At 61.9% G+C, this 14,729-nt stretch carries 12 protein-coding genes; 8 read left to right on the forward strand and 4 right to left on the reverse strand.

Going from position 1 to position 14,729, the window contains the following annotated elements; all coding sequences use genetic code 11:
• Nucleotides 1-18: 18 nt before the first annotated feature.
• Complete coding sequence (locus A0W34_RS30215; protein WP_081559029.1) at nt 19-1,098, reverse strand: amidohydrolase family protein; 1,080 nt, start codon at nt 1,096-1,098, stop codon at nt 19-21.
• A gap of 179 nt (nt 1,099-1,277) precedes the next feature.
• On the opposite strand from A0W34_RS30215, the gene A0W34_RS30220 reads away from it, so the two are divergent.
• Both A0W34_RS30220 and A0W34_RS30225 read left to right on the forward strand, forming a co-directional pair.
• Entirely contained in the window at nt 1,278-2,588 is a 1,311-nt protein-coding gene (locus tag A0W34_RS30220) for an acyl-CoA dehydrogenase family protein (RefSeq protein ID WP_081559031.1), read from the forward strand.
• Nucleotides 2,585-3,700, forward strand: coding sequence for an acyl-CoA dehydrogenase family protein (locus A0W34_RS30225; protein WP_081559033.1), 1,116 nt, complete (start codon nt 2,585-2,587; stop codon nt 3,698-3,700). The genes A0W34_RS30220 and A0W34_RS30225 overlap by 4 nt, the downstream gene beginning before the upstream one ends.
• 21 nt (nt 3,701-3,721) lie before the next feature.
• On the opposite strand, the gene A0W34_RS30230 is transcribed toward A0W34_RS30225, so the two are convergent.
• On the reverse strand, nt 3,722-4,813 hold the full coding sequence (locus A0W34_RS30230) for a serine hydrolase domain-containing protein (RefSeq protein ID WP_156888974.1): 1,092 nt from the start codon (nt 4,811-4,813) through the stop codon (nt 3,722-3,724).
• A 99-nt stretch (nt 4,814-4,912) separates the two neighbouring features.
• Between A0W34_RS30230 and A0W34_RS30235 the strand changes: the two genes are divergently transcribed.
• A complete protein-coding gene (locus tag A0W34_RS30235) occupies nt 4,913-5,509 on the forward strand; it encodes a TetR/AcrR family transcriptional regulator (protein ID WP_198035726.1) in 597 nt (198 codons plus the stop codon).
• A 585-nt stretch (nt 5,510-6,094) separates the two neighbouring features.
• On the opposite strand, the gene A0W34_RS30240 is transcribed toward A0W34_RS30235, so the two are convergent.
• Together A0W34_RS30240 and A0W34_RS30245 are read right to left on the reverse strand one after the other, a co-directional pair.
• Nucleotides 6,095-8,371, reverse strand: coding sequence for a CoA transferase (locus A0W34_RS30240; protein ID WP_081559037.1), 2,277 nt, complete (start codon nt 8,369-8,371; stop codon nt 6,095-6,097).
• 148 nt (nt 8,372-8,519) lie between these two features.
• On the reverse strand, nt 8,520-10,001 hold the full coding sequence (locus A0W34_RS30245; protein WP_232330078.1) for an aldehyde dehydrogenase family protein: 1,482 nt from the start codon (nt 9,999-10,001) through the stop codon (nt 8,520-8,522).
• A gap of 180 nt (nt 10,002-10,181) precedes the next feature.
• Between A0W34_RS30245 and A0W34_RS30250 the strand changes: the two genes are divergently transcribed.
• From A0W34_RS30250 to A0W34_RS30270, 5 genes are read left to right on the forward strand one after another with little or no spacing between them, the layout of a single operon-like run.
• Complete coding sequence (locus A0W34_RS30250; RefSeq protein WP_198035727.1) at nt 10,182-10,652, forward strand: Zn-ribbon domain-containing OB-fold protein; 471 nt, start codon at nt 10,182-10,184, stop codon at nt 10,650-10,652.
• Complete coding sequence (locus A0W34_RS30255; RefSeq protein ID WP_081559041.1) at nt 10,645-11,805, forward strand: thiolase family protein; 1,161 nt, start codon at nt 10,645-10,647, stop codon at nt 11,803-11,805. The genes A0W34_RS30250 and A0W34_RS30255 overlap by 8 nt, the downstream gene beginning before the upstream one ends.
• Entirely contained in the window at nt 11,805-12,962 is a 1,158-nt protein-coding gene (locus tag A0W34_RS30260) for an acyl-CoA dehydrogenase family protein (RefSeq protein WP_081559043.1), read from the forward strand. Before A0W34_RS30255 ends, A0W34_RS30260 begins: the two co-directional genes overlap by 1 nt.
• Entirely contained in the window at nt 12,952-13,902 is a 951-nt protein-coding gene (locus A0W34_RS30265) for an acyl-CoA dehydrogenase family protein (RefSeq protein WP_081559045.1), read from the forward strand. Before A0W34_RS30260 ends, A0W34_RS30265 begins: the two co-directional genes overlap by 11 nt.
• Nucleotides 13,899-14,720: an enoyl-CoA hydratase/isomerase family protein gene (locus A0W34_RS30270; RefSeq protein WP_232330079.1), complete on the forward strand. Its 822-nt coding sequence runs from the start codon at nt 13,899-13,901 to the stop codon at nt 14,718-14,720. The genes A0W34_RS30265 and A0W34_RS30270 overlap by 4 nt, the downstream gene beginning before the upstream one ends.
• Nucleotides 14,721-14,729: the final 9 nt, after the last annotated feature.

Genomic DNA, 14,729 nt, shown 5'->3' on the forward strand with positions numbered 1-14,729 from the left:
CTCCACGATCAGACACGCTCACCGCGCTTCGTCGGCGGCGGTCCGCTCGGGGACACGGAAGAGCTCAGCGAACGTTCCGCGGAGGACTCGATCCTGTATCTCGGGCGATACCCCGTCGAACAACGTGCGGAGCGTCTCCTGGGTGTGTCCGTAGGTTCCCTCGAGGTGCGGGTAGTCGTCACCCCAGCACACGTTGCGGTAGTTGGTACCCTCGATAATCTGCACACCGCTGATGTCGTGCTGAAACGATGCATAGACCTGGTGGCGGACGATCTCGCTGGGAAGGCGACTGAGCTTGGGGCGCACGAACATGCCGTGCTGCCGGTACGCCTCGTCCATCCGATCACCGATGGCCGGGACCCACGCGGCACCCCCTTCTGCGATGAGGATCTTCAAGTCGGGGTGGCGATCGAGAGCGCCTCCGGCAACCATGTGAGACACCACGCGCATACCGGGATACGTCGTCTCCATGTAGTTGACGACGGCGCCGCCGGGACCCCGATAGACGACGTTCTCACCGCCTGTTCCGATGTGGAACGACAGCACCATTCCAAGTCTCTCTGCGGCGGCCCAGAGGGGTTCCCACTTGTCGAGGCCCCAATCCTCTCCAGGACGCGTACCGCATGGCAGAAACGCCGTCTGGAATCCGAGGTCGGCCGTCCGTTCGAGTTCTGCGACCGCGTCGTTGACGTCGGCTAGGGAAACAATCGCGGGGGTGAAGATCCTCTTGTTTTTCTGCAGGATCTCCTCGTAGGCCCAGTCGTTCCAGGCGCGAACCACTTCGCGGGCCAGTTCAGGATCCTGGATCTCCACAGTCCAGAATCCCATCGAGGGGAAGGCCAGCTGCGCCCAGACTCCTTCTTGGTCTAGATCCTTGAGACGAATGTCGAGATCTCGGGCGCCGGGCGGACGAATGGCGTCCATGAAGTCGTTGAGCTGACGGTTAATCTGCTTGCCGTCGATGTACAGGATTTCGTACTTCTCGCCCCGTTCGGAACGAGGTGCCCGTTCCGCGAGGCGCGCCGGTAGCCGTTGTGTCCATAGGTCGTCGGGTTCGAGAACGTGCGAGTCCGCGGAGTTTGCCCAGATCTTGGTCATCTTCAAAGTCCCTCTTCGATGCGGTGATCAATGGTCCGTACCGGCCCTGCAGGTGGTGAACACGACAGTCCCGAGCGCACAGGAGGCGACCCGGACACACGCCCTAGCGTGTGGCCACGATCACTACTATACACGTATAGTACGTGTAGTACCCACAACACAGCGAGCAAGGATGGCCAATGGCTGGTATCACCTCCGAGTCCGACATCGATGTCGACGATCCCTCGGGTTTCGAATCCGAAGTACGTGCGTTTCTCGATGCCCACGCACAGCGACGCCCATCCGGCGGCGAACGGATATGGGGCACCGGCGACGACCGGGTCTCATTCTTCTCGAACGAATCCGAGGAGGAAGAGATCCGACTGATCTCTGCGGCAAAGACTTGGCAGAGAACGAGATACGACAATGGTTGGGGCTGGATTACCGGACCGAAAGAGTTCGGCGGGCGCGAATTGTCCCCGACCCACCAAATGATCTACGACGCAGTCGAATCGAAGTACGACGTCCCAGACACCAGTCAGTTGTCGGTGGTAGGGCTGGGACTGATCGGTCCGACCATCTCGGCACACGCACAGCAGCCAACGCGCGAGCGCTACCTGCCCGCGATGTACCGCGGTGACATCATCGCCTGTCAACTCTTCAGCGAACCGGCAGCCGGATCGGATCTTGCAGCCGTCGAAACCCGGGCGACCCGCAGTGGTGACGGCTGGCTGCTGAACGGCCAGAAGGTGTGGACCTCGGCCGCACAGCACAGTCAGATCGGCGAAGCACTGTGTCGCACGGATACCTCGGTACCCAAGCATCGCGGAATGACCGCGTTTATCGTCGACATGACCGCCCCCGGAGTAGAAGTTCGGCCACTCAAGCAGATGACGGGCGGATCGGAATTCAACGAAGTCTTCCTCAACGACGTCTTCGTTCCCGACGACCACCGCCTCGGAGAAGTGAACGGCGGCTGGACAGTTGCGCTCACGACGCTACTCAACGAGAGAGACGTGGTCGGCGGTTCGAGCACCGAATCCGTGACCCGCGCATTGACTCCCGACAGTCTGGCCGCTCTGATGCGAGCCACGTGGACGTGGGACGATCGCGCTCTCCGTCGTGATCTCAGCGAATTCCTCGCCGAGTCCATGGCCGTGGCGGCTCTCAACGAACAGTCCGCGCGCACGCTGGCCGTCGGCGGAACACCAGGCGCAGAGCGATCCGTTGCCAAGCTTATGCAGGGCCGAAACCTAACTCGTGCAGCCCATTTCGTATCGAACATCCTCGGTCCGCGAATGATCGCCGACACCGGCGAATGGGGAACGTTCGCCTGGAGTCAACTCTTACTGGCCAGCCCGGCAATGCGCATCCTGGGTGGTACCGAGGAGATCATGAAGAACATTCTCGCCGAGCAGGTCCTGGGACTACCCAAGGATCCGACCATCGACAACTCACGACCGTTCAAGGACATCGCCCGCTCGGGCGCAACAGATGGGGTATCGAAGTGACCGCTTCAGTGGACGAACTCGACGACCTTCGCACGTCGGTACGCAAATTCTTCGAGACGAAGGTTCCGGAGGAGGTAGTACGGGCATTGTCTGCGACGACGGAGGCGCTGGACCCGGAGATCTGGAGTCAAATGTCTACCCAACTTCGAGCCCAAGGCATGTCGATACCGGAACAATTCGGGGGCGACGGGTTCGGAACGGTGGAACAGTCGGTCATCCTCGAAGAGATGGGCCGGGCACTGGTGCCCTCACCCTTCTTCGCAAGTGTCGTGCTCGCCGCGCGCGCATTGCTCGTCTCCGGAGACGATGATGCATGCGCGGAGTACCTGCCGGGCATCGCCGACGGCACGGTATGCGCAACCCTCGCAGCAGCCGAGCGGGACGGAACCTGGGACCCGGCCCTGGTCAAGACCCGTGCCACGAAGGACGAGTCCGGTTCCTGGACTCTCGACGGCGTCAAATCCTGGGTACCCAGCGCCGAGTCGGCGTCACTGATCCTGGTCGTGGCACGGACAACGGCCGGGCCGACGCTGTTCGCTGTCGATGCCCGATCACCGGGAATTCGAGTCGAACCCATGGATGTTCTGGACGCCACCCGACCACTCGCCAAGGTGGTCGTGGACGGGGTCTCGGCGCGTATGGTCGGCCGCGACGGAGGTGCCGGCCGAATGATGGCACGTGTGCTCGACCTTGCATGTGTGGCATTGGCTGCCGAGCAGGTCGGAATCGCTCGTCGTTGCCTCGAGATGAGTGTCGCTTATTCCAAGGAACGACGACAGTTCGGCCGGTCGATCGGTTCTTTCCAGGCGGTCAAACATCTTTGCGCCGAGATGCTGGTACACGTCGAGTTGGCCGCTGCCGCAGCAGGCCGCGCCGCAAGGCTGGCCGATACCGACTCCGACGAGGCTAGCGTCGCCGCTGCGGCGGCACACATAACCTGTTCCGCAGCAGCGATGTTCGTGGCCAAGGAGACGATCCAGGTGCACGGCGGCATCGGGTTCACCTGGGAACATCCCGCCCATCTCTACTTCCGTCGCGCCAAAGCATCGGAACTCCTGCTGGGCGGGCCTGCGTTGTTCCACGAGCGGATGCTCGACCGATTGGGAATCTGAGCCGGACCCGAGGCCGGCCTGTCAGACGACCAGGTCGGCCGCAAGGTTCCCGATGTTGATGATCCTGTTCAGTCCAGCCCGACCCTGCTCGTACCCACTGGCTGGATATCCGTTGGTCAGGAACGCGAAAGACAGTCCCGATTCGGGGTCGGCAAACGCGATCTGACTGGGAGCGCCGCCGTGACCGAAAGTCGACGGACTACCCGTTGTCGGAAGAAATGCCCGCTGGATACCGTCATCGCCGGCTACCGCGACGAACAGCGCGATGTTCCCGGGAACGCTGCGCGTTCCACCACGTTCACCCTGGATAGGAAGGGTCACACGTACCCTCAACGCGTCCTCGACGACTTCGCGCTTCCACAGCGGCGAGTTCATGATCGCCTGATACCACAGCGCAAGATCGACAGCAGTGGACACCATCGAGTGGCTGGGCTCTCCGGCCGCCAGGACGTCCGGAGTCGACAGGTACCACGGCCCCCACGGTGACACCTCGCCGCCGCCGTCTCCCAGGAGCACGAACTTCGCGACGTCTCCCTGAGATTCGATCGGGGGCCCGATCTCGATACTGTTCAGCCCGAGGGGACCCGTCAACTCCTCCCGGAGGTATTCACGCATCGACAACCCCGTCGTGCGCTCGCACAGTTCCCCAGCAATCCACGCAGCGGACGTCAGATGAAATTCCAGCCGGGTACCGGGCTCATACGTCAACCGCCACTTGGCGAAAGCTTCGAGCCGTGCCGACCGACTGAGCATCGCCGGAAAACCCAAGGGCGCAAGAGGGAAACCGCCGGTGTGAGTGAGAACCTGCTCAACCGTCACACTGTCCTTGCCGTTCGACGCGAACTCGGGAATGTACTCGGCGACAGGCCGTCCGATGTCGAGAACACCGTCACTGATGAGCTTCCACACGACACCGGCCACTACCGGCCGGCCAGCGGACTGTAGGACATATCGCGTGGTCGGAAGTGCATCCCCGAAAGTCGCGTCCGCCACGATCACACCATCATGCGCGACCGCCACCTGGGCCGACGGCAACAAACCACGGTCGATCTCGTTCTCTATTCGACGGAGCAAAATCTCCAGGCGCGTCGAATCGACAGACAATTTAATCATGGGTCCCTGACCTCTCAAATATGACGGCATCACCACGCCAAAGGGCTTTACATGTAAAGTACACCCTCTCGGGTGATGCCACGATCAAATGGGGGAACTGTGACCGTTCGACAGGAGGAGTCGCGCGCACCACTCGACCGAAAGATGATCGCTGCGGCGGCAATGAAGATTCTCGGTGAAGTCGGAGCCGACAAGCTCACCATGCGTACGCTCGCGCGCCATTTGAATGTCTCTGCGACGGCGCTGTATCACCACGTCGACAACAAGAACGATCTATTGCGCCTGGTCGGCGACGAGCTGCTTAGTCGCATCGAACTTCCTCACCCCGAAAGCGGTCCCTGGCGAGAGCTTTTCCTCTATGCGGTCGAAGCATCGATCCAAGCGCTGTTGAGCGTGCCGGGATTGAGCTCAGTACTGCTCTCGAGCCGACTACTCCCGAACGCGCGGGCTCTCGCACTGTTCAGCATCCACCAGTTCGAACGCGCTGGGCTCTGCCGGGCCGAAGCCCAGACGGCGTACGCCGGTGTGCACCAACTCGTTCTCGGATGCCTCTACACGGAGGAAAGCGCAAACTTCGCGACACCGGCCGGCGACAGTGAACTCGCCCGATACTCGGTAGTTCTTCGTAAGCACACAAGTTTTCAGGCAGCTGTCACTGCACTAGTCGACCACTATGCGCCCGACACGATCGCTTGATCGTCGACTCTTCGGCCAGCACTGACTACGGCCATTGGCTACAGGGAAGCGCCAAAGGTATGTGGAGCCGATCTACAAGGACGTGACACGGCCCTGCACGCCGCGGTTCCTGTTGAGCTTGAATCCTTCACTGTCGCAGCAGAAGCCAGTTCCCCCGAATATGCAATCGCTATCGAAAACTGAATCTCGAACCCGTCAAACGCTCGGCCGAGTCACTGCGAACGTCTACCGCCACGTTCACGGATCCACTCGAGGTCGACTTGACCCGCAGGCCCAACTGGCCTCTCTCGTTCTCTGCCAGATTGCACCGGCGTCTCGTTCGCATCTCGCACTTCGAACTCGCAGCGGCAGAGCACTACTTGTTGATTGCGAGTGGGATCGGTGTAACTCCGATCCATCGAAGGAGTCCTGAACCATCGCGACTCCATACTTTGCGAGGAGGACAACGAGACCCATGAGCTCATGATGATCTGTGTCTCGCGGTCGCGGACTCCTCGCCTCGTGCTCGATCTCTGACGATCCAAGTAAATGAGCGGGTGGAAATCTCGGTTCCACCCGCTCATTGCTGCCTAGCCAGGTGCTGCCTCAGCGAGGTACGAATGCGATCTCGCGCTCGGCGGCGATTCCGTGCTCGAATAGTTGACCGATCGCCGCTTCTTCGATGCCGATCTCGGCAAGGATCTCAGTCGTGTGTTGTCCGAGCAGCGGAACGGTGCGGTCGAGGCTGAGGCCCATGTCCTCGAATGACCAAAATGCGCCAGCCTGATCCAGGCGGCCGTACAGCGGGTGTTCGGTATGAGTGGCGAGCTCGGACGCCTGATTGTCGGGATCGTCAAAGAATTGTTCTTGGTAATCCTCGCGGACACGGTCAGCCGCGATACCTACCTCGGCCAGTTTCGTCACGGCATTGTCGACACTCAGAGCTGCAATCGACTCCTCGATGCTGCCTTCCAGTTCGGCGTTCACCGCCTTCCTCAGCGCAACCACGTCCTCAGCACTGATCGCGGCTACCGCGATCCACCCGTCGGCAGCCTGATATATACCGTAGCCGGGCTTGATTAACCGCTGGTCCTGGTCCAAAGTCGGTACCGGGAAGTAACTTCCGTCATCACGGATCATGGTTTCGCTGTTGATCGTCGCAGCCGCCCCCAGTAGGGAGGTAGTCACGAACTGGGCCTCCCCGGTCCGGTCACGGTGATAAACCGCGAGCAACGTCGCAACCAGCGAGGCCAGCGCAGTTTGGAAGTCCATGGGGGCGCTACGGGTCCACATCGGAGGATTGCCCTCGCCCGCTCCGGCCTTCATGAACCCTGAATTCGCCTGAGCGATCGGGTCGTACCCCGGCCAGTCGGCCCGTGGACCCTTCGATCCGTAAGAGCTGACGTGGCAATAGACGATATCGGGATTGATTGCGCGCAAGGACTCTTCGTCGATGCCGAGGGATCGTGCAGCAGGCATCCGGAGATTGTGATGCACAACGTCGGCCCAGCGAACGAGCCGCTCCAATACATCATGTGACTCCGGCTTGCTGAGATCGATGGCGATGGAGCGCTTACCTCTCTGACAGCCGATGAACATCAGCTCGGAGAAACGCATCCGGTCTCCACCGACGGCCTCGACCTTGATCACGTCGGCCCCCATGTCCGCCATCATCGCCGGTGCGAACGGTCCTGCGAGGAACATGCCGAAGTCCAGAACCTTCAACCCTTCGAGCGGGCGACTCGGAGCCGGTGTGTCGGCGCGTATCGGGTCGACCCGTTCGGACCAACGCGCGCCGTGATGCTCGTCCAACGTCGGAGCCGGCCGCTGCACCGAGGTCGCAGGCGAAGTGATGTAGGGGCTCGCGCTCTGCTGTACCCGCCCCCATATGGGATCGGTGACCTCGACGATGTGACCATTGGCTACTACCTGAGGATCTGTCAGGATCTCACCCAACTCATTCACCAGCCCCGCCGGTACGTCACCGTCCCAGAATGCCTGCAGCCACTCGTCGGATGTCCGCTGCAGGAACATCCGCATCCACACGTCCTTCTGCTCGGCTGTCGGCATCTGCTGGAACGGTACGAACACATATTCCTCGCCCATCATTGCGATCGTCTCGATCACGAGAGGGTTCTCCATGAATCCACCGAGCGTCTGGACCCAACGACCGTCTGCACACTCGAACAGTGTTATCGCTGGGAACGCCTGGCGCTTGGGGAGAGGGATCTTCGCCTTCAGGAACTCCGTCGGGTGTTCTTCCCTGTTCCAAAAGGCCCCCATCGCGGCAAGCATTCCTTGCTGGAGGCTCGTGTGCACAGGCCCTGCTTGTCCGGTCCGAAGGCGTAGCAGCAGGCGGGTCACGATTCCTGCTGCTGCGAGATACGCGGTGGTCCAACCGGCGAGGGGCATTCGCAGATGGGTGGGTCCGTCGCGATGACCCATCTGTTCATCCATTGCGCCCGTCTGCGCTTGCACTGTGACCTCGTAACCGGGCTTCTCCGCATCCGGATGGTTGCGCATGAAGCCGGTCAGGGAGGAAGCGATGAGGTTGGGGTACTGCTCACGCAGAGTGGCGTCGTCGAGCCCCCGATCCTTCGCTCTGGCCGGCGTGAAGTTGTGAATCAGAACGTCGGCTCCATCGAGCAAAGCGTGTAGTTCGGCTCGCCCGGCATCCGTTCGCAGGTCGATCACCACGCTGCGCTTGCTTCGGTTCCAGTTCGAGAAGCCTGCCGGGTGTTGTTCGCGAATCGGATCTCCGCCCGGTCGCTCGATTTTGATGACGTCCGCTCCGGATTCGGCCAACAGACGTGTGGCCATCGGCCCTGCCAACCCCGATGTCATATCGACGATTCTCACGCCGTCCAAGATTGATTCTTTCACGAAGTTTCCTTTCGACGAGCTGCGATTCGTATACGCATGGTGCGGTCAGGCCGACATATCGGTGACCGTTTTGAGGAGTTACGGGTCGGCCGCGCAATTCGATGTGGAATTGCGCGGCCGATGATGTTGGTTTTCGGATTGCGGGGGGTTACTCCGACGGAGCGGGGCTCGCAATTGTCTTCACTTGCAAGTACTCCCGGAACCCATCGCGCCCATGCTCGACACCGACGCCACTGATTCCGTACCCGCCGAACGGCGAATCCGGGGACAGGTAGAACGAATTGTTGATATTGACCGTGCCCGCCTTGAGGCGGTTCGCGACCGCCCATGCGCGATCGGGATCTCCGGACTGCACGTAACCGGACAAACCGTAGTCACTATTGTTGGCCACTCGCACGGCCTCGTCGTCGTTGCCGCTGTACTTAACCACCGTGAGCACCGGCCCGAATACCTCAGTCTTGGCAATCTCGGAATTCTCGTCCGCGTCCGCAACGACCGTGGGCAGGTACCAGAACCCCTTGCCGCCGCGGTCGCCGCGCTTGCCGCCTACGATCACCCGCGCGCCGTCGCTCACTGCGCGATCGACCAGACCCTCTATACGGGTCAACTGTTCCGCGCGGATGATCGGACCGACGACTGTTGCGGGATCGGTCGGGTCGCCCCACGGCATCCCCCCGACGACTGCCTCCAGTCTCGCCAAGACATCGTCGTAGACATCGGTATGCACGACCATTCTGGTGGCCAGGGCACACCCCTGACCACTGTTCTGCATGCACATCATCGAACCGAGCATCACTGCCATATCCAGATTCGCGTCGGGCAAAATAATGTTCGCTGACTTTCCGCCCAGCTCGAGGACCACATGACGGATCCCGACCGCGGCGTTCTGCGCGATGCGCTGCCCCACCCCCGGCGAACCTGTGAAATGCAACAGTCCCACCCGAGGATCAGTGGTCAACGCCTCGCCGGCAATCGCCTTGTCGGCCGAGCTGATCGTGTTGATGATGCCTGCGGGGATGTCGGTGAACTCCTGCGCGACCTTCGCGATGACACCGGCCGACAGTGGTGTGTCCGGGGCACTCTTGAGTACGACAGCGTTGCCCGTCGCCAACGAATGCCCGACCTTCCAAATGTTGGTCATGAACGGGGCGTTCCACGGGGAGATCGCACCGACGACCCCGTAGGACTCGTACCGAACGCGACGGTTGCTTCGCATCCCGAGCAACTCGTACGGACCGAGATCCTCCTCCCACGGCCACGTCTCGATCAGGCCGTTGAAGAATGACATGTCCTCGATTTGTGCGTCCACGTGTGTCATGGTCGCCGTCGTCGGCGTTCCGGCTTCGGCAGTCGCTAACGCTCTGGCCGTGGAGGCTTCCTTACGGAGTCCGGCCTGAAGCTGAGCCATGCACTTCGAGCGGAAATCGCGGTCAGTGGCCCAGCGCGACGACTGCGCCGCATTATGTGCCGCTTCGACAGCGTCCGCGACATCTTCCGGTCCAGCGTCCGCGGCGGTCCCGACGATTGATTCGTCAGCCGGATTGACGACATCGTAGCGTCGGCCGGAGGCCGCCTCACGGAAGTCGCCGTTAATGAAGAGCCGTCCCTCGTACTCAACGCTTGCAGTCAATTTAACTCCAGACTCGATCGGCCGCGCTGTTGTCGCGATGTCATGTGGGTCACAGCATGAGACTTGCGCCACACGCCAACTGTACATGTAAAGTCGGCCATCGGGAACACATTCAAAAATGCAATCTGCCAACTTCTTGGCACGGCAGATCGCGTCCCCATCAAAAAAGGAGCGTGCGGATTGGCAACATCGACACCCATCGCAGAGGGCCTCTGGACACAGAACAGCGCCGACGAGATATCACTTCTCGGCGGTCGCTGCGGCGCGTGCGACAGCGTTCACTTTCCAGTCAGACATACGTGCGGGCACTGTCAGTCAGCGGACATCACCGTTGAGTCGCTGCCACGCATCGGGAAGGTCTGGACCTGGACCACCCAAGCCTTCCAGCCGAAAGCACCCTACGACGGCCCGGAGTCCGAATCCGACTTCGAAGGCTTCGTCGTCGGCTACGTCGACCTCGACGGCGTATGCAAAGTTCAGACACGCCTGGACGTGCCCACAGCCGATGCCGGCACGCTGGTCTCGATCGGCACCGAAGTGGAGGCGGTCTCGGTGCCATTCGGAACCGACCCCGAAGGCAACGCTCGTTCTACCTACGCCTTCCGGCCACTATCCCGCCCGACTACAACGCTAGAAGGTACACATGAATAAGGATTTGCTGGCGATCGTCGGGATCGGAATTCATCCTTTCGGTCGATCAGACCTCACTGCTCAGGAAATGGCATTGGTTGCGATCCGGCAGGCCTTGGCCGACGCTGGAGTAACCTGGCCGGCCATCGAACTGGCCGTCGGCGGAAGCCTCGACGGAGGACAAGCCGATGTCATGGTCGGCGAACTCGGGCCGACAGGCCTCCCCTTCGTAAACGTCCTCAACGGCTGTGCGACCGGTGCTGCCAGCCTCATCACCGCCGGCAGCATGATTACCGCCGGTACCGGAGAACTCGGCGTGGTTGTCGGGTTCGACAAGCATCCACGTGGAGCCTTTGCTGCGGCGGACGTCACGACATGGGGCGTCGGTAAGTGGTACGGCCAGAACGGTATGTTCGTCAATCCCCAATTCTTCGGAATGAAGATCCAGCGTTACATGCATGAATACGGGATCTCGGAAGAGACCCTGGCCCGGGTGGCCGTCAAGTCCTACGAGAACGGCGCCCTCAACCCAAATGCGTGGCGTCGAAAGCCAATCTCCGAAGAGGACATCATGTCGTCGAGGATGATCAACTTCCCCTTGCGTCAGTACATGGTCTGCTCACCCAGCGAGGGTGCCGTCGCGTTGGTTGTCTGCCATCCCGATGTTGCCGACAAGTACACCGACACACCAGTTTTCGTAAGGGCGTCCACCTTGCGAAGCCGCCAGTACGGGTCGTTCGAGTTGTTCCAGACGTCTCTGCCCGCTGATCTCCCTCCCACCCCGTCGCAGTTGGCTTCCAAGGCTGCTTTCGAGGCCGCCGGGCTGACGCCGTCCGACATCGATGTCTGGCAGCTACAAGACACCGAAAGTGGTGCCGAGGTAATGCACATGGCAGAAGTGGGGCTCTGCTCCGACGGAGAGCAGACCGACTTGATCGCGACCGGCCAGACGCGCATCGGCGGGTCGCATCCGGTCAATACCGACGGCGGCCTCATCGCGAATGGTGAACCTGTCGGCGCCTCAGGGCTCCGGATGGTCTTCGAAGCCACGACGCAACTGCGCGGCGATGCCGGGGATAGACAGGTGGCCGGCGCGACCAACGCGCTCACCCATGTATACGGCGCGCCCGGCATCAGCGCATGCACCATCCTCAGCACCCAGCGGGGTAGCTGATGTCACCGGCCGGCGACGACATCACGGGGTCGTTCGCGGCGGCACTCGCCGACGCACGGGATGCACTCGTCGACCTCCGGAAGCCCCCCCACGACCTGGACTCCCAGATGGTGAACTCCCGCAGACTCATGCGCTGGCTACACGACAGGTCGTGGACCACCCGGGGATGGCCCACATCGGCTGGCGGGACGGGTGGTTCGTCCGCAGATCGTGGCCGAATTTACGACCGGCTGGTGGCGGACGGCTACTCCATTCCCGATCACCTATTCGTGCTCGAAGTAGTCGGCCCCGCGGTGGTCAACCACGCTCCGGAGCTGGCGCGTCGATTTCTTCCCCGTGCGCTCACCGGGGAAGAACTCTGGTCACAAGGCTTCTCCGAACCCGAAGCGGGCAGCGATCTCGCTTCCCTTCGTACCCGCGCGGTCGAGTCGGAGGGCGGGTACGTCATCAATGGCCAGAAGGTCTGGACATCTTATGGGGCACGGGCCGACAAGATCGTGCTCCTGGCCCGCACCGGTACAACCGAGAGCCGCCACCGGGGATTGACCATGTTCCTGGTCGACCTCGACCAGGTTGGAGTCGAGCGGCGCCCCATCGCGCTCGCCAGCGGCCGGGAAGAACTCGCCGAAATCTTCTTCACTGATGTTCGTGTCGACTCCGATCGGATCATTGGCGAGGTTGGAGGCGGGTGGGCAGTCGCCATGGACCTTCTACAGTACGAACGCGGTATCTACGCCTGGATGCGAATGGCGACGACCACCGCTCACCTCCGACAGATCGTGCGCCGGTCCAGCAAGGAGCAGGGCGCGAGTCCGACTGCCGATCGCGTGGTCGGCCGCGCGTATCTACACCTTGCAGCACTACGCGCTCGTACCTTCAGCACTCTCGGCAAGCTCGCTCGCGGTGAGACAGCCGGGCCGGAAACCAGCATCGACAAGGTCCTGTTGGCGACCGCCGAGCAGTCCGTGCTCGACGCTGCACGCGAACTCATCGGCGCACAGTTCGTGATCGGGGACGACCCCGAAGATGTCCACTGGCGAGAGGAGTGGTGGTACTCGCGCGCGGCCTCCGTCTACGGCGGTGCCGGCGAGATACAGCGAACGATCATTGCAGACCGACTGCTCGGCCTACCTAAGGAACACGATAATGGACGCTGACACACTCGACCTCCTGCGCGGATCAGTTCGTGCAGTGCTCGGCTCCGGACCCGAGCACCTACAGACGGGCCTCGACGAGTTGGGATGGGATGACGTTCTCGACGAGGACGAAGCAGCAGCCATCAACCTCCTGTTCGTCGAACAAGGCAGGACTGCCATCGGATCTCGCGCCCTCGACGCCGTGGTATCACGGGCTATCGGACTCGAATCCGGTGACGCGGTCGGCATGGTCTACCCGCTAGGTGACCCGTCACCTCGATCACGCAGCGAACGCGGCGCAGTGATCATCGACGGTGTCGTACTGGGAAAGTCGGACTCCGGTTCGCTACTCGTTCCCACTGTTGTCGACGGTTCGACGCGCATACTTCTCGTCGAACCAACGCAGAATATCGAATACCGCCAGGTATCCGGGTTCGACCCGTCCTCCGGCATCGTTGCGGTACGGGGCGTAGTCCCCGAGGACGCGACGACCGACACCAGCTCCGACTGGGCCGTCATCGAGTCGGTCGTCCGCCGTGCGCTTGCCTCGGAGCTCGTCGGCACCGGGCGCGCGATGATAGACATCGCGACACGACAGATTTCCGACCGCAAGCAGTTCGGTAGGCCTATCGGCGCCAATCAGTCACCACGGCACCGTCTCGCGGAAGCCCATGTCGCCGTGTCCGCAGCCGAGAATCTGATCGAACTCGCGTGGTCAGATGCGACTCCTTGGGCTTCTGCCACGGCCAAGGCCTTCGCCGGATCGGCTTTGGACACCACGTCCCGAGCATGCCTTCAGGTCTGTGGCGCAATCGGTCTCACGTTCGAGCACCCACTGAGCGGATACGTCCGGCGCTCGACACTGCTGGATGCGATGGGCGGTACATGGTCAGCCCTGTCCGACGAATTGGGCTCCGCAATCAGGTCCACGCAGTCCGTCCCCTCGGTCGGTGCACTGTGAACGTCGACTCTGCACCGACCGACGCCGAGCACGCCCGGTTCGAGGTCGTCGACGGTTCCATCGCACGAATTGTATTGAACCGTCCGGAGCGTCTCGGCGCATACACACCACGCATGTGCGACGAGATCATCGCCGGAATCACTCGCTACCGACTCGACGATTCGCTCAAAGTACTGATCGTCACAGGCACCGGGCGCGGGTTCTGCACGGGTGGCGATGTATCACCCGACGCGGGTTTCGCGGCCGATCTGTCCGCTCAGGTCGGCCGCGCACGCGAGCTTCGCGAGCATTCACACGCCATAGTTACCGCTCTGACCCGGCTCGACAAACCAGTGTTGTGTGCTGTCAACGGGATCGCGGTCAACGGTGGACTCACGTTCGCTTTGGCCTGCGATATCCGAATCGCCGCATCAAGTGCACGGTTGGGCGATACTAGTGGCCGCGCCGGACTGCTCCCGGACGAGGGCGGCGCCTGGTTGTTCACTCGCGCGATGGGTTACGACCGCGCGTTCCGGATGGTTGCCCTGTCGGAGATCTACGACGCGGCTACTGCGCTGGAGTTCGGCCTGCTCACCGAGGTGGTCGATGACGCCGACCTTGTCGACCGATCGCTGGCGATCGCTCGCGAGCTCAGCGGCAAAGCACCGCTCGCGCTGCGCGCAGTCAAGTTCATGATGCGTCGCGCACTCGAGAACTCGCTGGAATCATCCCTCGGAGATGCACAGCAGGCTGTCCTGTGGGTCGGCCCCAGCGACGACGCCCAGGAAGGAAAGCGTGCCTTCCTCGAGCGTCGCACGCCACGGTTCACTGGACGTTGACCCAGAAAG

The organism is Rhodococcus sp. BH4, assembly GCF_002079265.1.
Taxonomy (GTDB): Bacteria; Actinomycetota; Actinomycetes; order Mycobacteriales; family Mycobacteriaceae; genus Rhodococcus_F; species Rhodococcus_F qingshengii.

Excerpts from the sequence above, each read along its gene's own strand:
- A0W34_RS30215 (WP_081559029.1), bottom strand. The coding sequence starts at position 1,098 with ATGACCAAGATCTGGGCAAACTCCGCGGACTCGCACGTTCTCGAACCC.
- A0W34_RS30220 (WP_081559031.1), top strand. The coding sequence starts at position 1,278 with ATGGCTGGTATCACCTCCGAGTCCGACATCGATGTCGACGATCCCTCG.
- A0W34_RS30230 (WP_156888974.1), bottom strand. The coding sequence starts at position 4,813 with ATGATTAAATTGTCTGTCGATTCGACGCGCCTGGAGATTTTGCTCCGT.
- A0W34_RS30255 (WP_081559041.1), top strand. The coding sequence starts at position 10,645 with ATGAATAAGGATTTGCTGGCGATCGTCGGGATCGGAATTCATCCTTTC.
- A0W34_RS30260 (WP_081559043.1), top strand. The coding sequence starts at position 11,805 with ATGTCACCGGCCGGCGACGACATCACGGGGTCGTTCGCGGCGGCACTC.
- A0W34_RS30265 (WP_081559045.1), top strand. The coding sequence starts at position 12,952 with ATGGACGCTGACACACTCGACCTCCTGCGCGGATCAGTTCGTGCAGTG.